Genomic DNA, 21663 nt, shown 5'->3' on the forward strand with positions numbered 1-21663 from the left:
GTGTGCAACGCAGCGATGAGGAAGCTCCGGTCGCGCGTGGAACACGTTCCGTTCCGCGACGATCGCGACGCAGCTGGCGTCTTGCGCGGCCCTCCCGGTCGCAGCCCCGCGCCGGCGTGCAAGGCGGCGATGATCGGGATCGCCGGAGCCTTGCCGATGTCGGCCCTCATGGGCCGCTCGGCGTCAATCGCCGCCGGCGAGGCGTCGCGCGGCTGCTTCGAGCCTGGCCAGCGCCCGCCGCTGGTCGCGAAGAGCGCCGGTGACGTCATTCGTGATCTGCGCCCGTTCGATCTCCGCCGAGATACGGATGTCCGCCTCGTCACGATCGCCCACCAGGATGACGATCAAGCTTCGGACGGCGGCGCGGGCTCGGCTGCCGTCGTCGCGCGTTCGGCGGCTCGCATGCGATTGCAGCCATAGCCCGTCGATCGTGGCCGCGATCAGCACCGCATGGCTCGCGACCTTGTCGGCGGCCACGAGGCTGCGCAGGCCGTGACGGAGGTTTGACCGCATGCGGCGCTGGTAGATCGACTGGACGCGCCGATAGGGCTCCGAATGCATGATCTGCCCCCAGAACGCGAGCCATACGGCGCTTGTCCGCGGTTCGAACTCCTCCTCGGCGAGCGCCGACTCGTGGACCGCCATCACCCGTTCGAGCGGCGAGGGCGCCGCGCGCATCCGCGCCGCCGTCGCGCGCGAGAGGCGGGCCGCCATAAAGCGGAGCGTGGCTTCGAGCAGACCGTCCTTGTCTCCGAAATAATGCGCGAACAGACCCGGAGAGACGTTGGCTCGCCGGGCGATCTCGCCGAGCGAAGCTGCTCGGAAGCCGACTTCGGAAACGGTCTCGATCGTCGCTTCGATCAACTGGCGGCGCCGCGCCGCCTCGAAGGTTTGGATGGGCTCAGGAGCGTTCATCGCCTCACATTAGTTCGCTATTGAATGCGCGTTCAACCGCTATCGTGGCGCGCTCCACGACGGGATCAAAAAGCAGGTGCGTTGCACAAATAATTACCGAACTGTCGTCAATGAAATCAGTAAGATGCCTAATTTGCAGCGCAACAGCTTAATTTTTGCTATTGAACACTCATTCAACGCGATCTATGGACTCAGATGCGCCCAGATGAAGCCCCGGTGTTGGAGGTTGTCCGTGAAGCGTTCAATCGGTTTTTCGGCTATTCTCGCTGCGCTGCTCGGCGCCGCCGGTCCCGCTGCGGCCGCCGAGCCCGCCGCCTGCAAGCCCGTTCGCTTCGCCGACGTCGGCTGGACCGACATCACGTCGACGACGGCGATCGCCTCCCGCATCCTGTCTGCGCTCGGTTACGAGCCGAAGACGCAGGTTCTGTCGGTGCCGGTGACCTACGCCTCGCTGAAGAGCAAGGACATCGACGTCTTCCTCGGCAACTGGATGCCGACGATGGAGGCGGACCGGAAGCCCTATCTGGACGCCGGCCAGATCGAGGTCGTCGGTCCGAACCTCACCGGCGCGAAATACACGCTCGCGGTGCCGACCACGCTCTATGACGAGGGCCTGAAGAGCTTCGCCGACATTGCGAAGTTCAAGGATAAGCTCAAGGACAAGATCTACGGCATCGAGCCCGGGAACGACGGTAACCGCCTGATCCTCGGCATGATCAAGGACGGCAAGTTCGGGCTCTCCGGCTTCGATCTCGTCGAGTCCAGCGAGCAGGGCATGCTGGCCCAGGTCGATCGCGCTCAGCGGCGCAAGGAGCCGATCGTGTTCCTTGGCTGGGAGCCGCATCCGATGAACACCAAGTATTCGATCAAGTACCTGGCCGGCGGCGACGACGTGTTCGGCGCGAACTTCGGCGGCGCCGAGATCTTCACCAATCTGCGCGCCGGCTACGCCAAGGAATGCCCGAACCTCGGAGCGTTCTTCACGGGCCTCAAGTTCAAGCTCGACACCGAGAACAAGGTGATGGGCTACATCCTGTTCGACGGGATGGAGGCCGACAAGGCCGCCGAGAAGTGGCTGAAGGCCGAGCCCGAGGAATGGAAGGGCTGGCTCGACGGGGTCACGACGCTCGACGGGCAGCCGGCGCTGCCGGTCGTGCAGAAGAGCCTTGGAGTGAACTGAGCAGGCCGCCGGGGCGCGACCCGCTCCGCCGTCATCCCGCACTGCGTCCCGCTGCCGCCATGTCCGCGCCGCGGCGGGCGAGGGGACCTCAGGTCCGCAAGCGATCCGCGACGGTCGGCGCGCCCCGGCCTTCGCCCGTGCCGTCACTCCAGCATCGAGGCAAGGGCATATGTACGACTGGCTGGTGGCCCACAAAATCCCGCTCGGACCCGTCCTTGCGACCGGGATCGAATGGCTGACCGATCACGGTCAGGCTTTCTTCGACCTGATCTCGGTCGCGCTGTCGACGATGATCGACGGTCTGACCGCGTTTCTGCTCTTCATCCCGCCGCTCGCGCTGATCGCCGTCTTCGCCGCCGGCGCATGGTTTCTGCACAGGTCAATCGGGCTTGTCGTCTTCATCGTCCTGTCGCTGCTCCTGGTGATCAACCTCGGTTACTGGGAAGCGACGGTGCAGACGCTCTCGCTGATCATCTGGGCGACGGCCACCTGCATCGTCATCGGCGTGCCCGTCGGCATCATGGCGGCGCACAGGCCCTGGCTCTACCAGGCCATCCGTCCCGTGCTCGACCTGATGCAGACGATCCCGACCTTCGTGTATCTGATCCCGACGCTGGTGCTGTTCGGCCTCGGAACGGTGCCCGGCGTGATTTCGACCGTCATCTTCGCGCTCCCCGCTCCGATCCGCCTGACGCAGCTCGGCATTTCTTCGGTTCCGGAGAGCCTGAGGGAAGCGGCGCTCGCCTACGGCGCGACGAAGCGTCAGCTGCTCTTCAAGGTGGAGCTGCCGAGCGCGATGCCGACCATCCTCGCGGGCGTCACCCAGTGCATCATGCTCAGCCTCTCGATGGTGGTGATCGCCGCGCTGGTCGGCGCGGACGGGCTCGGCAAGCCGGTCGTGCGCGCGCTGAACTCGGTCAACATCTCCATGGGCTTCGAGGCCGGCATCGCGATCGTGGTGCTCGCCATCATCCTCGACCGCGTCTGCAAGCGGCCCGAGGCGCGCGCCCGGAGGAGGTCGGCATGAACGCGGTCGAGCTTCAGGACCTCGCCATCGTCTTCGGCAGGGCGAAGGCCGCGCTCGCCGTCGCCGACGCCGGCGGGGACCGGGACGCCATCCGCGATCAGACCGGCGCGATCCTCGGCGCCTACAAGGTCGATCTCGACATCAAGCAAGGCGAGATCTGCGTGCTGATGGGGCTGTCGGGCTCGGGCAAGTCGACCGTGCTGCGCGCGATCAACGGGCTCAACAAGACCGCTCGCGGCAAGGTGCTCGTGCGGCACGGCGACAAACAGGTCGACGTCGCCTCCTGCAATGCGGCGACGCTGCGCGAGATCCGCCTCACGACGGTGTCGATGGTCTTCCAGCAGTTCGGCCTGCTGCCGTGGCGCACGGTCCGCGACAATGTCGGCTTCGGGCTCGAGATACGCGGCATGCCCGTCGCCGAGCGCACCCGCATCGTCGACGAAAAGCTCGCGATGGTCGGCCTCGACCGTTGGGCCGACAAACAGGTGCAGGAGCTGTCCGGCGGCATGCAGCAGCGCGTCGGCCTCGCGCGCGCCTTCGCGACCGACGCGGACATCCTGCTGATGGACGAGCCGTTTTCCGCGCTCGACCCGCTGATCCGCGACAAGCTGCAGGACGACCTGCTCAGCCTGCAGCAGCGGCTGAAGAAAACGATCGTGTTCGTCAGCCACGACCTTTCCGAGGCGCTGAAGCTCGGCAACCGGATCGCGATCATGGAGGGCGGCCGGGTCGTGCAGTTCGGCACCGCAGCCGACATCATGCTGCGGCCGGCCGACGCCTATGTCGCCGAGTTCGTGAAGCGCATGAACCCGCTCGAGGTGCTCTGCGCCGACGCCGTCATGACGCCGCTCGCAGATCTCCGCCGCGACCGGGGCGAGGTCGTGCTGAACGGCGGCTCGGCCCGCCTGACGCTCGACAGCGCCGGCAAGCCGCTCAGCCTCAGCATCGACGGCCGCGATGCGCCGATCGGCCAGATCGGCCTCGACGGAGCCTGTTCGTCGCCGGGAGACCTCATGGTCGCGCCCGCCGAGCTGCCGCTGAAGACCGCGATCGACGTCCGCCGCGGCACCGACTACCCGATCGCGCTGGTCGACCAGCTCGGCCGTCTGGCCGGGCTTTGCGACCACTCCGAGATCTACAAGGGACTGCTGCAGAAGACATGACCGCCTCCGCATCGCACGCCCAGCGCGAAACGGCGCCCGCCTCGCTTTTCGGCCTGCAGAAGCTTCACATCGGGGGAGCCTATGTGGCCGCGACGAGCGGCGAGACCTTCCTCACGCTGAACCCCGCGAACGGAGAGGTTCTGGCCGAGGTTCAGCAGGCGTCCGCCGCCGACGTCGACCGTGCGGTCGCGGCGGCGACCGAAGCCCAGAAGGTCTGGGCCTCGATGACCGCGATGGCGCGCTCCCGCATCCTGCGTCGCGCGGTCGACATCCTGCGCGAGAGGAACGACGAGCTGTCCCGGCTCGAGACGATGGACACCGGCAAGGCGTTCTCCGAGACGCGGCTGGTCGACGTCGTCACCGGCGCGGACGTGCTCGAATACTACGCCGGCCTGATCCCGGGGCTCGAGGGCCGCTCCATGCCGTTGCGCGAGACCTCCTTCGTCTACACGCGACGCGAGCCGCTCGGCGTGGTCGCAGGCATCGGCGCGTGGAACTACCCGATCCAGATCGCGCTATGGAAATCGGCGCCCGCGCTCGCCGCCGGCAACGCGATGATCTTCAAGCCGAGCGAGGTGACTCCGCTCACGGCGCTGAAGCTCGCCGAGATCTACGCCGAGGCCGGCCTTCCGGCGGGCGTGTTCAATGTCGTCAACGGCGTCGGCGGAGCGGTCGGCGCCCTGCTCACCGAACATCCCGGCATCGCCAAGGTGTCGTTCACCGGCGGAACGGTGACTGGAAAGAAGGTGATCGCGAGCGCTTCCGGCTCCACGCTCAAGGAGGTCACGATGGAGCTCGGCGGCAAGTCGCCGCTGATCATCTTCGACGACGCCGACCTCGAACGCGCAGCCGACATCGCCGCCGCCGCGAACTTCTTCTCCAACGGTCAGGTCTGCACCAACGGCACCCGTGTCTTCGTCCCCCGAGCCCTGCTCGCGGGCTTCGAGGCCAGGATCGTCGAGCGTGCGCGGCGCATCCGGATCGGCGATCCGCTCGACGAGACCGTCAATTTCGGTCCGCTCTCGAGCATCCCCCATATGGAGAAGGTGCTCGGCTACATCGAACGCGGCAAGGCGCAGGGCGCGCGGCTGCTGACAGGCGGCTCGCGGCTGACCGAAGGCGCTCTCGGCCTCGGTTCCTACGTAGCCCCGACGGTCTTCAGCGACTGCACCGACGACATGGCGATCGTGCGCGACGAGATCTTCGGACCCGTCATGAGCATCCTGCCGTACGACAGCGAGGACGAGGCGGTCGCTCGCGCCAACGCCACGAGCTACGGCCTGGCGGCGGGCGTCGTGACCCGCGACGTCGCCCGCGCCCACCGTGTCATCCACCAGCTCGAAGCCGGCATCTGCTGGATCAACACCTGGGGCGAGTCGCCGGCCGAGATGCCGGTCGGCGGCTACAAGCACTCCGGCGTGGGCCGCGAGAACGGCGTCGAGACGCTGGAGCGCTACACCCAGACCAAGTCAGTCCAAGTCGAGCTCGGCGACTTCACCCCGGTGTTTTGAGCGGCGGAGCAGCGGCGCGTGTTTCGAGACGCCCGCTGAAGCAGGCTCCCCGGCAAAGGCCGTGGAGTTCCGCAACGGGCCTTATGCTGAGAAGCCCCATTGGGCCGCCTCGAAGCGCGCAGGCCATCTCAGCCGTCACGCCGGCCAACGTCGAACGGACCAGCCGCATGGCCCAGAACGATAAGCGCAAGGACTACGACTACATCGTCATCGGCGCCGGCTCCGCGGGCGCTGTCTTGGCCGCGCGGCTGAGCGAGGATCCGCACGTCTCCGTCCTGCTGCTCGAGGCCGGCGGCCCGGACTATCGGCTCGACTTTCGCACGCAGATGCCGGCGGCGCTCGCCTATCCGCTGCAAGGCCGACGCTATAACTGGGCCTATTACACCGATCCCGAGCCGCATATGGACGGCCGCCGCATGGAGTGCGGGCGCGGCAAGGGACTGGGCGGCTCCTCGCTCATCAACGGCATGTGCTACATCCGCGGCAACGCCATGGACTTCGACGGGTGGGCGCAGGCGCCGGGCCTCAGCAACTGGTCCTACGCCGATTGCCTGCCTTACTTCCGCAAGGCCGAAACGCGAGACGCCGGCGCGAACGACTACCACGGCGGCGACGGACCCGTGAGCGTGGCGACGCCGAAGCCCGGCAACAACGAGCTGTTCGAGGCGATGGTATCCGCGGGCGTGCAGGCCGGCTATCCGCGGACCGACGACCTGAACGGCTACCAGCAGGAGGGCTTTGGTCCGATGGACAGGACGGTGACGCCGAAAGGCCGCCGTTCCTCGACCGCCCGCGGCTATCTCGATCCTGCGAAGGCGCGCCCGAACCTCACCATCGTCACACATGCGACGACCGACAGGATCCTGTTCTCTGGCAAGCGCGCGATCGGGGTCGCCTATCTCCACGGGTCCAGCGACGAGCCGGCGACTGCTCATGCGACGCGTGAGGTGTTGCTGTCCGCCGGAGCGATCGCCTCGCCGCAGATCCTTCAGCGTTCGGGCGTCGGCCCCGCCGACCTGCTGCGCGACGTCGGCGTCGAGCTCGTGCTCGACCTGCCCGGCGTCGGGCGGAATTTGCAGGATCATCTCGAGATGTACCTGCAGTACGAGTGCGAGAAGCCGGTCTCGCTGGCGCCGGCGCTCAAGTGGTGGAACCAGCCGAAAATCGGCGCGGAGTGGATGTTCCTGGGAACCGGGCTCGGAGCCTCAAACCAGTTCGAGGCCGGCGGTTTCATTCGGTCGAGCTCCGAGTTCGCCTGGCCGAACATTCAGTTCCATTTCCTGCCTGTCGCGATCAGCTACAACGGGACCAACGCCTTCGAAGGGCACGGTTTTCAAGCGCATGTCGGTTCGATGCGCTCGCCGAGCCGCGGGCGGATCGCTCTCAAGTCGAAGGACCCGCGCGAGCACCCTTCGATTCTGTTCAACTACATGAGCGAGCCGCAGGACTGGCGCGAGTTCCGGGACGCGATCCGCATCACCCGCGAAATCATGCGTCAGCCCGCCCTCGACCCGTATCGGGGCCGCGAGATCGGACCAGGCGACGACCTGCAGACCGACGCCGATCTCGACGGCTTCGTGCGCTCTCACGCCGAGACCGCCTATCATCCCTCCTGCTCCTGCAAGATGGGCGAGGACGAGATGGCGGTGGTGGACGGCGAGGGCAGGGTGCGCGGGATCGACGGTCTACGCGTGGTCGACGCCTCGATCATGCCGCTGATCATCACCGGCAACCTCAACGCCACGACGATCATGATGGCGGAGAAGATCGCCGACCGGATCCGCGGCCGGACGCCCCTTCCCCGCAGCGACGCGCCCTACTTCGTCGCCGGCGACGCGCCGGCGAAGCGCCCGGCGCAGCGGGCGGCCTGACGGCGACGCGTCGTTCAGCGGCCCGCGCGCTCGGCGAGGATCTCCGACAGGTTGGTCTCGATCCAGTCCGCAAGCGCGTTGACCTTCTCGGCGGCCGCGCGGCCGAGCGGCGTCAGGCTGTACTCCACGTGCGGCGGCACCACCGGCAGGGCGCGGCGCTCCACCAGCCCGTCCTCCTCCAGCGCCTTCAGCGTCTGCGCGAGCATGCGCTCGCTGACGCCGTTCACCCGGCGGCGCAACGCGCTGAAGCGCAGCGTTCCGGACCGGAGCGCGACCAGCGCCAGCACCCCCCAACGGCTCGTCACGTGCTGCATGATCTTGCGCGACGGGCAGCGCGGGGAAAACACGTCGCCACGCGCCATGCGCTCCTCGAGCGGCGCGCCCGCGGTCAGGGGATCCGTCGCCATGACGCTTACCTTTGTGTGCGTACTTACGAAAAGTAAGCTAATGCCGTACCTAAGCGAACACAACGGCAAACCACGGAAGGACCCGCCATGTTCGCCATCACCGGAGCCACCGGCCAGCTCGGCCGCCTCGTCATCGACGCGCTGACCAACACCATCCCCGCCGAACGCATCGTCGCCGCCGTGCGCACGTCGTCCAAGGCCGCGGATCTGGCCGCTCGGGGCGTCGTCGTGCGCGAGGCCGACTACGACCGTCCCGAAACCCTGGCCGCGGCCTTCGCAGGCGTCGAAAAGCTGCTGCTGATCTCGTCGAGCGAGATCGGCCGGCGCGTCGCCCAGCATCAGGCCGCGATCGACGCCGCCCGCGCGGCCGGCGTCGGCTTCGTCGCCTACACCAGCGTCCTGCGCGCGCCCACCTCGCAGCTCGGCCTCGCCGAGGAGCACCGCCGTACCGAGGCGGCGCTCGGCGCATCGGGCCTCGCCCACGCCCTGCTCCGCAACGGCTGGTACGCCGAGAACTATCTCGCGAGCGTCCCGGCGGCGCTGGCGCACGGCGCCGTCTTCGGCGCGGCCGGCGAGGGCCGCATCGCCGGCGCCGCCCGCGTGGATTACGCGGCGGCCGCGGCCGCCGTGCTGACGCGGGACGACCAGGCCGGGGCGGTCTGGGAGCTCGCCGGCGCGCCGAGCTGGACGCTGGCGGACTTCGCCGCCGAGCTCAGCCGCCAGACCGGACGGACGATCCCCTACCGCGACCTGAGCGAGGCGGACTACGCCGCGGCGCTGCTGCAGGCCGGGCTCCCCGAGCCGGTCGCGCGGCTGCTGGCCGACAGCGACGCCGCTGCGGCGAAGGGCGCGCTCGACGGCTCCGGCGACGATCTCCGCCGGCTGATCGGCCGTGCGTCGACGCCGCTTGCAGACAGCGTCGCCCAGGCGCTGAAGGGCTGACCCTGCTCAGGCCGCGCGCTCACTCCGCGGCGCGCGCGGCTGCCTGCGGAACCGGGGCTTTCCGTTCCGCGCTCGGCGGCTTTCCGAAGCCGTCGAGATAGGCGCGCGAGAAGTGCGAGGCGGAGGAGAACCCGCATTCAAGCGCGACCGAGAGGATCGGCATCGACGTCTGGCGGATCAGCGTGCGCGCGCGCTCGAGGCGTATCCGCAGATAATGCTTGGCCGGCGACTGGCCGAGATATTTAAAGAACAGTCGCTCCAGCTGACGCGTCGAGAGCCGAACGGAGTCAGCCAATTCCTGGCTGCTGAGCGGATCCTCGATGGTCTTCTCCATCAGAGCGACGACCTTCAGCAGCTTCGGATGCGACACGCCAAGGCGCATGCGGAGGTCCATCCGCTGGCGCTCCCCGGCCTCGCGTATGCGCGGATGCAGTAACTGCTCGGCGACTTCAGACGCCAGCGCATTGCCGTGATCGCGGCTTATCAGCGCCAGCATCATGTCGGCCGCCGCGAAGCCCCCGCCGCAGGTCAGTCGATCGCGGTCGATCTCGAACAGCTCCGATTCGACCTCGGTCTCGGGGTGTTCGGAGGCCAGGCTCGGGATGTTCTCCCAGTGGATGGTGGCGCGGTAGCCGTCGAGCAAGCCGGCGCGTGCGAGCACGTAAGGCCCGGTGCAGAGGGCGCCGAGCGCGCGGCCGCGGGACGCCAGGCGACGCAGGACCGTGGTGAGCGCGCCATGGTCGATGCGGTGGACGTCGATCCCGCCGCAGACGAGCGCCATGTCGAGATCCGGCGCCTGAGCGAAGCTGCGCTCCACGCCGACGGCGACGCCATTCGAGGCGGCGCACGGGCCGCCCGTCTCCGAATAGATCGAGACCGCATAAAGCTCACGCCCGGCCTCGCGGTTTGCGAGCCGAAGCGGCTCGATGGCCGAGGCGAAGGCGATCATCGAGAACCGCTCGACCAGCATGAATCCGATGGTCATCGGACGCTCCGGGACGGAGCGGTTCGCAGCAGTCGTCGCGTCCATGTCCAGGCTCTCGCGCGTGCCCTCGGGCGCCGCTATGCGGCATCTATTTTCGCAGCCGCGGCGACGAGGTCAATCGCGGATTGGAGCGGTTAAAAGATGGCGCGCCGAGTCCCTCATTGCCGATGAGATGAAGGATCGGAGCCTGCTTCGCCGCGCCGTCGCAAAACCCCAAATCGCGGTCGCCGTCGGTCAAGCCTGCAGGCGCACGCAACGGCACGATCCTGCCGTCCTCAGAGGTCGACCAATGCGCCGCTTCTCACTTGCGTCCCTTCTGAAAGAAGCCGTCGACGGTCATCAGGGGTGGGGCCGGCAGTGGCGCGCCCCCGATCCGAAGCCGGCCTATGACGTCGTCATCGTCGGCGGCGGCGGACACGGGCTCGCGACCGCCTACTATCTCGCGACCGTGCACGGGATCACCAACGTCGCGGTGCTGGAGAAGGGCTGGATCGGCGGCGGCAACACCGGCCGCAACACCACGATCATCCGTTCGAATTACCTCTACGACGAAAGCGCGCATCTTTACGAGCACGCGCTGAAGCTCTGGGAGGGCCTGTCCCAGGAGCTGAACTACAACGTGATGTTCTCGCAGCGCGGCGTGCTGATGCTTGCGCATAACGCCCACGACGTTCAGAGCTTCAAGCGGCACGTCTACGCCAACCGGCTGAACGGAATCGACAATGAATGGCTGTCGGCCGAGGAGTGCAAGGCGTTCTGCCCGCCGCTCGATATCTCGCCTGACGTCCGCTACCCCGTCGTCGGCGGCGCGCTGCAGCGCCGGGCCGGCACCGCGCGCCACGACGCGGTCGCCTGGGGCTACGCCCGCGGCGCGGACGCGCGCGGCGTCGACATCATCCAGAACTGCGAGGTCACCGGCGTCCGCCGCGACGCGTCGGGCGCGGCGACGGGCGTCGAGACCACGCGCGGCTTCATCAGGGCGGGGCGCATCGGCGTGGTCGCGGCCGGCAACACCTCGCGGGTCATGGCGATGGCGGACGTGCGCATGCCGCTCGAAAGCTATCCGCTTCAGGCGCTGGTGTCGGAGCCGGTGAAGCCGGTGTTCCCCTGCGTGGTCATGTCGAACGCGGTCCACGCCTACATCTCGCAGTCTGACAAGGGCGAACTGGTGATCGGCGCCGGCACCGACCAATACACCTCATACAGCCAGCAGGGCGGCCTCCATATCACCACCCATACGCTCGACGCGATCTGCGAGATCTTCCCGCAGTTCACGCGCATGCGGATGCTGCGCTCCTGGGGCGGCATCGTGGACGTGACGCCGGACCGCTCGCCGATCATCGGCCGGACGCCTGTGGACAACCTATTCGTAAACTGTGGATGGGGCACCGGCGGCTTCAAGGCGACGCCGGGCTCCGGCCATGTGTTCGCGCACACGCTCGCGACGGGACAGCCGCACCCGATCAACGCGCCGTTCACGCTCGACCGCTTCCGGACGGGCCGCCTGATCGACGAAGCGGCGGCCGCCGCCGTCGCGCACTGAACGAGGGGCCGAGGCCATGCTGCTGATCGACTGCCCGTTCTGCGGAAAGCGCCCCGAGGTCGAGTTCCACTGCGGCGGCGAGGCCCATATCGCGCGGCCCGCAGATCCCGCGCAGGTGGACGATGCGATCTGGGCCGAGCACCTGTTCGTGCGGAAGAACCCGCGCGGTCTGCACGCCGAGCGCTGGCGGCATCTCCACGGCTGCGGCCAATGGTTCAACGCGCTGCGTGACACCTACACCGACCGCTTCGTCGAGACCTACAAGGCCGGCGAACAGCCGAAGCATCCGCTGACCGAGACGAGGGCGTGATGGCGCAGGCGTTCCGACTCCCCATGGGCGGCCGTATCGACCGGTCGAAACCGATCCGCTTCACCTTCGACGGCCGCATGATCGACGGCTTCACCGGCGACACCGTCGCCTCCGCGCTGCTCGCGAACGGCGTCCACCTCGTCGGCCGCTCGTTCAAGTATCACCGGCCGCGCGGAATTCTGAGCCATGGCTCGGACGAGCCGAGCGCGCTGCTGTCGGTCGATCGCGGGCCGGGGCGCGTCGACCCCAACAACCGCGCGAGCGTCGTCGAGGCGCGCGACGGGCTGAAGATCGTTTCGCAGAACCGCTGGCCGTCGCTCGCCTTCGATGTCGGCGCGGTGAACGACCTGCTGTCGCCGGTGTTCGTCGCGGGCTTCTACTACAAGACCTTCATGTGGCCGCGCTCCTTCTGGGACAAGGTCTACGAGCCCGTGATCCGCGCGGCCGCGGGCCTCGGCGTCGCGCCACAGGTCGCCGACCCGGACCGCTACGCCAACCGCCACGCCCATTGCGACGTGCTGGTCGTCGGCGCCGGACCCGCCGGCCTCGCTGCGGCGCTGGCCGCCGCCGAGACGGGCAAGCGGGTGATCGTCGCCGACGAGCAGGCCGAGCCCGGCGGCGCGCTGCTGCATCAGCCGGACGCCTTGATCGACGGTCGCGGCGCCGAAGCATGGCGCGCCGCTGCGATCGGCGAGCTCGACGCGCGCGAGAACGTGGTGCTGCTGCCGCGCACCACCGTGTTCGGCTACTACAACCACAATCACGTCGCGATGGTGGAGCGCGTCGCTGACCACCGCTCCGACGCGCCCGCCGGGACGCCGCGCGAACGGCTGTGGCAGGTGCGGGCCGCCGAGGTCGTGCTCGCGACCGGCAGTCACGAGCGCCCGCTTGTGTTCGCCGACAACGACCGACCGGGCGTGATGCTGGCCGAGAGCGTGCGCGTGTTCATCAACCGCTATGGCGTCGCGCCGGGCCGGAGGACCGTGTTCGCCACCAGCGGCGCATCGGCCTATGTGGCGGCGGCGGACGCAAAGGCCGCAGGGATCGACGTCGCGCTGGTCGACATCCGTGAGGAGCGGGAATGCGGGCCGGAAGCGGCCTGGCTCCGCGCCGCGGGCGTCGACGTGCTGACCGGACATACGATCGTTGGGACGCAGGGCCGCAAACGCGTCGAGGGCCTCGTCGTCGCGCCCCTCTCCAACGGCGGGGTCGGCGCGCGGCGCGTGATCGCCTGCGACTGCGTCGGCATGTCCGGCGGCTGGACCCCGGCCGTTCACCTGTTCTCCCAGTCCCGCGGGAAGCTCGCCTTCGACGCCGCGCTCGACGCTTTCGTTCCGGGCGTCTCGGCTCAGGCCGAGCGCTCCGCCGGCGCGGCGAGCGGGATCTACGATCTCGCCGCCTGCCTCGACAGCGGCTTCACGGCCGGGACGCGGGCGGCGGGCTCGTCGGCGCGCCGGACGTTCGCCGCGAGCGAGACCCGGATCGGCTTCAAGCCGGCGCGCGCGCTGCCGACCGACGCCAATCCGGCCAAGGTCCGCGCCTTCGTGGACTTCCAGAACGACGTGACGGCGAAGGACCTCAAGCTCGCCATGCGCGAGGGCTTCGAGTCGATCGAGCATGTGAAGCGTTACACCACGACCGGCATGGCGACGGATCAGGGCAAGACGTCGAACATGAACGCGCTCGGCATCGTGGCCGAGGGGCTTGGCCGGCCGCTGCCGTCGGTCGGCACGACGACGTTCCGGCCGCCCTATACGCCGGTCACCTTCGGCGCGCTGGTCGGTCCCGCTCGCCACGCGCTGTTCGATCCGATCCGCACCACGCCGATCCACGAGTGGGCCGCCGAGCATGGCGCGACGTTCGAGAACGTCGCCCTCTGGCGGCGCGCCTGGTATTTTCCGCGCCCCGGTGAGGACCGGCAGACCGCGGTCGCGCGCGAATGCAGGGCTGTGCGGGAGGGCGTCGGCGTGTTCGACGGCTCGACGCTCGGCAAGATCGAGGTCGTCGGGCCCGACGCCGCCGAGTTCATGAACCGGCTCTACGTCAACGCGTGGATCAAGCTCGGCGTCGGCCGTTGCCGCTACGGGCTGATGCTGAAGGAGGACGGCTACATTCTCGACGACGGCGTCGTCGCACGGCTCGCGGACGACCGCTTCCACGTCACGACCACGACCGGCCGCGCGCCGCGGGTTCTGGCGCATATGGAGGACTACCTCCAGACGGAGTGGCCGGAGCTCGACGTCTTCCTGACCTCCACCACCGAGCAGTGGGCGGTGATCGCCGTCCAGGGCCCGAAGGCGCGCGAGACGATCGCGGGGCTGGTGGCCGGGATCGACCTCTCGAACGAGGCCTTCCCGCACATGTCGGTGCGCGAGGGGCACATCTGCGGCGCGCCGTGCCGGCTGTTCCGCGTCTCCTTCACGGGCGACCTCGGCTACGAGATCAACGTGCCGTCCGACTACGGCCGCGCGGTCTGGGAGGCGGTGGTCGAAGCCGGCGCGCCGTTCGGGATCACGCCCTACGGCACCGAGACCATGCACGTGCTGCGCGCCGAGAAGGGCTACATCATCGTCGGCCAGGAGACGGACGGCACCGTGACGCCGGACGACGTCGGCCTCGCGGGCATGATCGCCAGGGCCAAGCCCGACTTCGTCGGCAAACGTTCATTGGCGAGGCCCGATCTCCTGGCGGCGGGCCGCAAGCAACTCGTGGGGCTCGCCACAAGTGACCCGTCGCTGGTGCTCGACGAGGGCGCGCAGATCGTCGCCGATCCGAACCAACCGATCCCGATGACGATGCTCGGGCACGTCACGTCGAGCTACTTCAGCCCGAGCTGCGGCCGCTCGATCGCGATGGCGCTCGTCGCAGACGGCCGCGCGCTGACCGGGCGGACGCTCCACGTCACGACGCCGGACGGTTTCACCGCAGTCACCGTGAGAGAGCCAGTGTTCTTCGATCCCGACGGGAGCCGCGTCAATGCTTGAGAGCCGCTTCCTAGCCCGCCGCGTCGGGGCGCTGGATACGGCCGCGCGCGCCGTGTCGCCGTCTTCCGGCGTCGAGGTTCGTGCGCTTGGACCAGCCACCCGGCTTTCTTTCCGTGTCCGATTGGGCGACGCGCAGCCCAAGCTTGCGGGCCTCGACCTCGCGATCAACCGCATGGTCGGAACCGGCGAGCGGTGGTGCGCCCGGCTTGGTCCCGACGAATGGCTCACCGGCGCCCCCGAGGCCGACAACGAGCTGATTCAGGGCGAGATCGAGCAGGCGCTCGAGGGCTGTTTCCATTCGCTGGTCGACGTCTCGCATCGCGATGTGGGCTTCGAAATCTCGGGCGCGGCCGCGGCCCAGGCGCTCAACGCCGGTTGCCCGCTTGATCTGGGCGACGCCGCGTTCCCCGCCGGCTCGGCCGCCCGCACACTGCTCGGCAAGGTCGAGATCGTGCTCCTGCGTCCATCCGACGCTCCGGTCTATCGCGTTGACTGCTGGCGTTCCTTCGCGGCTTACGTGCACGGCTTCCTCGTCGAAGCGGCGGACTCCACCGTCGCCGTCTGAGAGTCTTAAGCCTGACGCTAAGCGGCGCACGGAAGAGACGGCCGTCTCATCAGATGGCGCGCCGGATCGCTTCGCGACTGTCATTCCTCACGATCGGCGGCGGTTCGGATCATCTGCGCCGCTTGGCCTCGCACTTGCTCATAAGCATTTCATGATCAGCGCATTCGACCTCTTCAAGATCGGCGTCGGCCCGTCGAGCTCCCACACTGTCGGCCCGATGATCGCCGCACGGGATTATCGTGCGCGGGCGGCCGGCTTCGACGGCCTGGCCCGGATCACGGCCGAGATCTTCGGGTCTCTCGCCTGGACGGGGAAGGGGCATGGAACCGACGCCGCTTTGTGCCTCGGTCTGCTCGGGCACGAGCCCGCGACGGTCGATCCCGATGCGATGGAGGGTTATGTCGCGGCGCTGAGGGAATCCCGTCGGCTCGAAGGAATGCTCGTTGGCGTCTCCTTCGACCCCGCGACCGACCTCGTCTTCAATCGGACCGAGATGCTGCCGCTGCACACCAACGGCATGCGCTTCCGCAGCTACGGCGGCTGCGGCGAAATGCTGGACGAATACGTCTGCTACTCGATCGGTGGCGGCTTCGTCGTCACCGAGCAGGATGCGGCCGCGGCGGACCCGATCGCCTATCCGCTTCCCTTCGGCAGCGGCGAGGATCTTCTCACGCTCTGCGCCGAGACCGGCCGCACCATCCCCGAAATCCAACTCGTCAACGAGCTCGCGACGCGCTCTCAGGCCGAAGTCGATGACGGCCTCGACGCCATCATCCAGGCGATGTTCGACTGCATCGACCGCGGCATGGTGCAGGACGGAATGCTGCCGGGCGGCCTGAAGGTCCGCCGCCGCGCCAAGCGCATGCATGCGGCGCTGAACGAGCGCAGCCTGATCAACAGCCGACCTCCGCATGAGATCGTCGACTGGGTCAGCCTGTTCGCTCTCGCCGTGAACGAGGAGAACGCGTCCGGCGGCCGGGTCGTGACCGCGCCGACCAACGGGGCCGCTGGCATCGTGCCCGCCGTGTTGCGCTACCTCCGCGATTTCTGTCCCGGCTGGACGCCCGAGCGCGGCCGCGAGTTCCTGCTGGTCGCCGCCGCGATCGGCGGCCTGATCAAGCGCCGCGCGTCGATCTCCGGCGCGGAGGTCGGATGTCAGGGCGAGGTCGGTTCGGCTGCCGCGATGGCCGCGGCGGGCCTGACGTCGGCGCTTGGGGGCACCGCCGAGCAGATCGAGAACGCCGCCGAGATCGCGATCGAGCACCATCTCGGCATGACCTGCGACCCGATCGGCGGGCTGGTGCAGATCCCGTGCATCGAGCGCAACGCCTTCGGCGCCAACAAGGCGATCGTCGCCGCCTCCCTGTCGCTCCGCGGCGACGGCATCCATCGCGTGACCCTCGACGAGGTGATCGAGACGATGAAGCAGACCGGCGCGGACATGCAGGCGAAATACAAGGAGACCTCCCAGGGCGGTCTCGCGGTCAACGTCGCGGCCTGCTGAGGGCTTGGGCCGAAAGGCTCTGACACAGAGCGGTCAGCTACGAGCAAGGCAGCAAACGCGGGTCCCGGGCTTGGTTCCCAGCAGCGTCTGAGCGATCCAAGTCGCGTTTCCCTCAGACAATGTCGCTCGCGGAACAGCGGTCATGCGGCCCGCGATCATAATCCTTCCAGACAGCGCCGCTCGCGCCGCGATGGCCTCGGAGGATCCCGATGCTCGACGTCCTGACCACGCCGCTCCGGAGCCTGCTGCGGCAGCGTCAGTCCGGGCACAGCCTGCCGGCGGCGTTCTATCTCAGCCCCGACGTCTTCGAGGCCGACATGGAGCACATTTTCGGCAAGCACTGGATCTATGTCGGCGTCGAGCCCGACGTTCCGGAGCCGGGCGACGTCGCGATCTTCGACATCGGCAAGGCGTCGATCGCGGTGGTCCGCGACGACGACAACGAGGTCCGCGCCTTTCACAACGTCTGCCGCCATCGCGGCGCGCGGCTCGTCACCGACGAGAAGACCACCGTCGGCAACCTCGTCTGCCGCTACCACTCCTGGACCTACAACCTCGGCGGCGACCTGATCCACGCCGAGCATATGGGCCCGGCGTTCGATCGCTCCTGCCACGGCCTGAAGCCGGTCCACGTCCGCTCTCTCGAAGGTCTGCTGTTCGTCTGCCTCGCCGACGAGCCGCCAACGGACTTCGACGAGATGGCGAAGCGCATGGGTCCCTACATCGCGCCCCACAATGTGCGGAACACCAAGGTCGCCTTCCAGAGCGACATCATCGAGCCCGGCAACTGGAAGCTCACGATGGAGAACAATCGTGAGTGCTATCACTGCGGCGCCAACCATCCGGAGCTGACGGTTCCGCTGTTCGCCTATGGATTCGGCTTCGCGCCGGAGGAGATGGACGAGTTCGACCGCGCCAACGCCGAGCGCTACGGCTGCCTGATCGCGAAGAACCACGCGGACTGGGAGGCCGAGGGTCTGCCGTCGCGCGAGATCGACGAGCTCGACACGATGGTGACGGGCTTCCGCACCGAGCGCCTGCCGCTCGACGGCGACGGCGAGTCCCACACGCTCGACACCAAGGCCGCCTGCGGGAAGCTGCTTGGCGACCTCACGAGCGCGAAGCTCGGCGGCCTGTCGTTCTGGACGCAGCCGAACTCGTGGCACCACTTCCTGGCCGACCACATCGTGACCTTCTCGGTGCTGCCGCTCGACGCGGAGCGCTCGCTGCTGCGCACGAAATGGCTCGTCCACAAGGACGCGGTCGAAGGGGTCGACTACGACCTCGAGAACCTGACCAGCGTCTGGCTCGCGACCAACGACCAGGACAGCGAGCTCGTCGGCCTATGCCAGCAGGGGGCCCGCAGCCCGGCCTACCGGCCAGGGCCGTACTCGCCGAACACCGAGATGCTCGTCGACAAGTTCGTCAACTGGTACGCCGGCCGCATGGCCGAGCACATCGGCCGCTGACGCGATGGATGCGATCGTCGGCCCAATGGAGCCCGCGGAGGCCCGGCTCGCGAATCCGCGGCCATGGGACGCCGACGCGGACGACGAACTGATCTGCCGCACCGTGAGGGAGGAGACGCACGACGTCCGCACCTTCGTGTTCTCGGCGAAAAGTCCCCGTCGTTTCGCGCACCAGCCCGGCCAGTTCCTGACCTTCGCCTTCGAGATCGGCGGCGAGACCATCAACCGCTGCTACACGATCGCCTCCGCGCCGACGACGCCGGATACGGTGGCGATCACGGTGAAGCGCGTTCCCGGCGGCCCGGTGTCGAACTGGCTGCACGACACGATGAAGCCGGGCTCGGTCGTTCGCGCGATGGGCCCGATGGGCGAGTTCACCTGCTTCCGGCATCCGGCGGAAAAGTATCTGTTTCTTTCGGGTGGGAGCGGGGTCACGCCGATGATGGCGATGGCGCGCACCTTCCACGACCTGGGCGAGGCGCGCGACGTCGCCTTCGTGCATTCCGCCCGCACCCCGGCCGACATCGTGTTTCGCGACGAGCTCGAGCTGATGGCGCGCCACAACCCCGACTTCCGGTTTTCGGCGATCTGCAAGACCGACGGTCCCGCCGAGCGCTGGCCGGGCGTGCGGGGCAGGCTCAGCCGCCCGGCGCTGAAGCTCCTCGTCCCCGACTTACGCGACCGCGAGGTTTTCGTGTGCGGACCCGCGCCGTATATGGCCGCGGTCGAGTCGATGCTGGTCGAGCTCGGCTTCGACATGGCGCGGCGCCATGAGGAGAGCTTCGATTTCGACGCGCTCTCCGCGCAGGATACGGAAGCCGCGGTGGTCGCCGAGGCGGAGCTGGACTCTCGGCCGACCGTGCGGACCTACAAGGTCGAGTTCGCCAAGACGAAGCGCGTGATCGAGTGTGGGGAGGACACCACGGTGCTCGCCGCGGCGCGTAGGGCCGGCGTGCGTCTGCCGTCATCCTGCTCGAAGGGTCTGTGCGGCACCTGCAAGTCGAAGCTGGTCTCTGGCACGGTCGACATGAGCCATGGCGGCGGCATCCGCCAGCGTGAGATCGACGCCGGCATGGCGCTGCTGTGCTGCTCGAAGCCCACCAGCGACCTCGTGGTCGACCGATGATCGCAAACGCCGACGCGCTTCTGAAGCCGCTCACAATCAAGGGCCTGACGATCCGCAACCGCGTGATGTCGACGAGCCATGCGCCCGGCTACGGCAAGGACGGCAAGCCGCAGGAGCGCTATCAGCTCTATCACGAGGAAAAGGCCAAGGGCGGCATCGGGCTCACGATGTTCGGCGGCTCGTCCTCGGTGGCGCTCGACAGCCCGGCCGCGCCCTGGAACCAGGTCTCGGTCGCCGACGACAGCGTGGTGCCGTTCTTCCGGGAGTTCTCGGACCGCGTGCACAAGCACGGCGCCAAGCTGATGATCCAGCTCACCCACATGGGCCGGCGCACCAAATACGACACCGAGAACTGGTTCCCGACGCTCTCCGCCTCGCCTCGCCGAGAGCCGGCCTCGCGCACCATCCCGAAGGAGATGGAGCAGGAGGACATCGACCGCGTCGTCCGCGATTTCGCAGCCGCCGCGCGGCGCTGCAAGCAGGGCGGTCTCGACGGCTGCGAGGTCTCGGCGGCCCATGGTCATCTGATCGACCAGTTCTGGTCGCCCGGGGTGAACCAGCGCACGGACAGATACGGCGGCAGTCTCGAGAACCGCATGCGTTTCGGTATCGAAGCCCTTGAGGCGATGCGCGCGGAAGTCGGCGACGACTACGTCATCGGCATCCGCATGTCCGGCGACGAGATGATCGCCGACGGGCTCTCGCATGACGACTGCCTCGCGATCGCGTCGGAATACGCCCGTCGTGGGCTGGTCGATTTCCTCAACATCCTCGGCGGCCAGGCGCGCGACCACATCGCCCACGCGATCTCGCTGCCGAACATGAGCTTCCCGGTCGCGCCGTTCCTGTTCCTGCCCTCCGCGATTAAGCGCGAGGTGGACGTGCCGGTCTTCCACGCCCAGCGCGTGACCGACCTCGCGACCGCCGCCCGGGCCGTCCACGACGGCCATGTCGACATGGTCGCGATGACCCGCGCCCACATCGCCGACCCACATCTGGTGAAGAAGCTTTCCGAGGGCCGCGCGGACGACATCCGCCAATGCGTCGGCGCCGGCTACTGCATCGACCGCATCTATGTCGGCGGCGACGCGCTCTGCATCCAGAACGCCGCGACCGGCCGCGAGGCGACCATGCCGCACGTGATCGCCAAGGGGGACGTGCGGCGGAAGGTGGTCGTGGTCGGCGCCGGACCGGCCGGGCTCGAGGCGGCGAGGGTGGCGGCCGAGCGCGGACATCAGGTCGTGCTGTTCGAAAAGCAGGCGCTTGCAGGCGGGCAGATCGGCGTCGCCGCAAAGGCTGGCTGGCGCGAGGCGCTGTCGGGGATCACGCGGTGGCTCGTCGGCCAGGTCACGAAGCTCGGCGTCGACCTCCGATTCGGCGTCGCCGCGACCGAGGCCCTGATCCTCGCCGAGCGGCCGGACGTCGTGATCGTCGCCACCGGCGGCCTGCCCAGCCGCGGCCCCGCGAAGGGCGCCGAGGCGCACGCCGTCACGACCTGGGACGTGCTGACCGGCGCCGTCGAGCCCACCGGCTCCGTGCTGCTCTATGACGAGATGGGCCAGCACAACGCCGCCTCCACCGCCGAGCTGCTCGCGAAGCGCGGCTGCTTCGTGGAGATCGCGACGCATGACCGGATGGTCGGCGAGGAGCTCGGCGCCACGAACCAGCCGGTCCACCTGCGCGAGCTCTACAAGCTCGGCGTGGTCATGACGCCGAACATGGAGCTGATCGAGATCTACCCCGAAGGCAACCGGCTGGTGGCGGCGCTCCGCAACACCATGACGGACGCGGAGGAGGAGCGCGTCGTCGACCGGGTGGTGGTCGAACACGGAACGCTGCCTGTCGATGCGCTGTTCTTCGGGCTCAAGAACGCCTCGGTTAACAAGGGCGTGCTGGACCAGGGCGCGATCGTGCGCGGCGAGCCGCAGCCCTACGACCTGTCGGCGGGCTATGCGCTCTATCGCGTCGGTGACGCTGTCGCCGGCCGTAACATCCACGCCGCGATCTACGACGCTCTCCGACTCTGCAAGGACCTGTGAGCGTCGTGGCGAGCGGGCGCGGAACCGCCGCCGTCATGCCCGCCTTCGCGGGCATCCACGCCTTTACCGGCGGTCGGGACGCTCGACGCCGAAGTCGTGGATACCCGGCTGCGCCGGGCATG

At 68.4% G+C, this 21663-nt stretch carries 17 protein-coding genes; 14 read left to right on the forward strand and 3 right to left on the reverse strand.

Annotated features, from left to right (window positions below; genetic code table 11):
* Nucleotides 1-183: 183 nt before the first annotated feature.
* Nucleotides 184-915, reverse strand: a complete 732-nt coding sequence (betI, locus tag PKE75_RS03045; RefSeq protein WP_271167219.1) for a transcriptional regulator BetI — start codon at nt 913-915, stop codon at nt 184-186.
* Between the two features lie 205 nt (nt 916-1120).
* Between betI and PKE75_RS03050 the strand changes: the two genes are divergently transcribed.
* The 5 genes from PKE75_RS03050 to betA all read left to right on the forward strand — a co-directional run bounded on the left by PKE75_RS03050 (nt 1121) and on the right by betA (nt 7667).
* Nucleotides 1121-2095 carry a choline ABC transporter substrate-binding protein gene (locus PKE75_RS03050; protein WP_428979094.1) on the forward strand — a complete coding sequence of 325 codons (975 nt, stop codon included), beginning with the start codon at nt 1121-1123 and terminating at the stop codon, nt 2093-2095.
* Nucleotides 2096-2264: 169 nt separating this feature from the next.
* On the forward strand, nt 2265-3122 hold the full coding sequence (choW, locus tag PKE75_RS03055; protein WP_271167220.1) for a choline ABC transporter permease subunit: 858 nt from the start codon (nt 2265-2267) through the stop codon (nt 3120-3122).
* On the forward strand, nt 3119-4285 hold the full coding sequence (gene choV / locus PKE75_RS03060; protein ID WP_271167221.1) for a choline ABC transporter ATP-binding protein: 1167 nt from the start codon (nt 3119-3121) through the stop codon (nt 4283-4285). Before choW ends, choV begins: the two co-directional genes overlap by 4 nt.
* Entirely contained in the window at nt 4282-5796 is a 1515-nt protein-coding gene (gene betB, locus PKE75_RS03065; protein WP_271167222.1) for a betaine-aldehyde dehydrogenase, read from the forward strand. Before choV ends, betB begins: the two co-directional genes overlap by 4 nt.
* A 167-nt stretch (nt 5797-5963) precedes the next feature.
* On the forward strand, nt 5964-7667 hold the full coding sequence (betA, locus tag PKE75_RS03070) for a choline dehydrogenase (protein WP_271167223.1): 1704 nt from the start codon (nt 5964-5966) through the stop codon (nt 7665-7667).
* 14 nt (nt 7668-7681) lie between these two features.
* Here betA and PKE75_RS03075 read toward each other — a convergent pair whose 3' ends face one another.
* Nucleotides 7682-8074 (reverse strand): winged helix-turn-helix transcriptional regulator, encoded by a 393-nt coding sequence (locus PKE75_RS03075; protein ID WP_271167224.1) that lies wholly within the window; start codon nt 8072-8074, stop codon nt 7682-7684.
* 87 nt (nt 8075-8161) lie between these two features.
* On the opposite strand from PKE75_RS03075, the gene PKE75_RS03080 reads away from it, so the two are divergent.
* Nucleotides 8162-9016 carry an NAD(P)H-binding protein gene (locus PKE75_RS03080; RefSeq protein ID WP_271167225.1) on the forward strand — a complete coding sequence of 285 codons (855 nt, stop codon included), beginning with the start codon at nt 8162-8164 and terminating at the stop codon, nt 9014-9016.
* Nucleotides 9017-9035: 19 nt separating this feature from the next.
* On the opposite strand, the gene PKE75_RS03085 is transcribed toward PKE75_RS03080, so the two are convergent.
* Nucleotides 9036-10001 carry a GlxA family transcriptional regulator gene (locus tag PKE75_RS03085; protein WP_271167226.1) on the reverse strand — a complete coding sequence of 322 codons (966 nt, stop codon included), beginning with the start codon at nt 9999-10001 and terminating at the stop codon, nt 9036-9038.
* A gap of 289 nt (nt 10002-10290) precedes the next feature.
* Between PKE75_RS03085 and PKE75_RS03090 the strand changes: the two genes are divergently transcribed.
* The 8 genes from PKE75_RS03090 (at nt 10291) to PKE75_RS03125 (ending at nt 21541) form a co-directional block, all read left to right on the forward strand.
* Nucleotides 10291-11544: a sarcosine oxidase subunit beta family protein gene (locus tag PKE75_RS03090; protein WP_271167227.1), complete on the forward strand. Its 1254-nt coding sequence runs from the start codon at nt 10291-10293 to the stop codon at nt 11542-11544.
* A 16-nt stretch (nt 11545-11560) separates the two neighbouring features.
* Entirely contained in the window at nt 11561-11854 is a 294-nt protein-coding gene (locus PKE75_RS03095; protein ID WP_271167228.1) for a sarcosine oxidase subunit delta, read from the forward strand.
* Nucleotides 11854-14838 (forward strand): sarcosine oxidase subunit alpha family protein, encoded by a 2985-nt coding sequence (locus tag PKE75_RS03100; RefSeq protein ID WP_271167229.1) that lies wholly within the window; start codon nt 11854-11856, stop codon nt 14836-14838. The genes PKE75_RS03095 and PKE75_RS03100 overlap by 1 nt, the downstream gene beginning before the upstream one ends.
* Entirely contained in the window at nt 14831-15403 is a 573-nt protein-coding gene (locus tag PKE75_RS03105) for a sarcosine oxidase subunit gamma (RefSeq protein WP_271167230.1), read from the forward strand. Before PKE75_RS03100 ends, PKE75_RS03105 begins: the two co-directional genes overlap by 8 nt.
* 151 nt (nt 15404-15554) lie before the next feature.
* On the forward strand, nt 15555-16907 hold the full coding sequence (locus PKE75_RS03110; protein ID WP_271167231.1) for an L-serine ammonia-lyase: 1353 nt from the start codon (nt 15555-15557) through the stop codon (nt 16905-16907).
* Nucleotides 16908-17116: 209 nt separating this feature from the next.
* Nucleotides 17117-18376 carry an aromatic ring-hydroxylating oxygenase subunit alpha gene (locus PKE75_RS03115; RefSeq protein ID WP_271167232.1) on the forward strand — a complete coding sequence of 420 codons (1260 nt, stop codon included), beginning with the start codon at nt 17117-17119 and terminating at the stop codon, nt 18374-18376.
* A 4-nt stretch (nt 18377-18380) separates the two neighbouring features.
* On the forward strand, nt 18381-19502 hold the full coding sequence (locus tag PKE75_RS03120) for an FAD-binding oxidoreductase (protein WP_271167233.1): 1122 nt from the start codon (nt 18381-18383) through the stop codon (nt 19500-19502).
* The gene (locus tag PKE75_RS03125) at nt 19499-21541 is read left to right on the forward strand and encodes an NADH:flavin oxidoreductase (protein ID WP_271167234.1); all 2043 of its coding nucleotides are present in this window, start codon (nt 19499-19501) and stop codon (nt 21539-21541) included. Before PKE75_RS03120 ends, PKE75_RS03125 begins: the two co-directional genes overlap by 4 nt.
* Nucleotides 21542-21663: the final 122 nt, after the last annotated feature.

This window comes from Hansschlegelia plantiphila (genome assembly GCF_027922265.1).
Lineage (GTDB): Bacteria > Pseudomonadota > Alphaproteobacteria > Rhizobiales > Methylopilaceae > Methylopila > Methylopila plantiphila.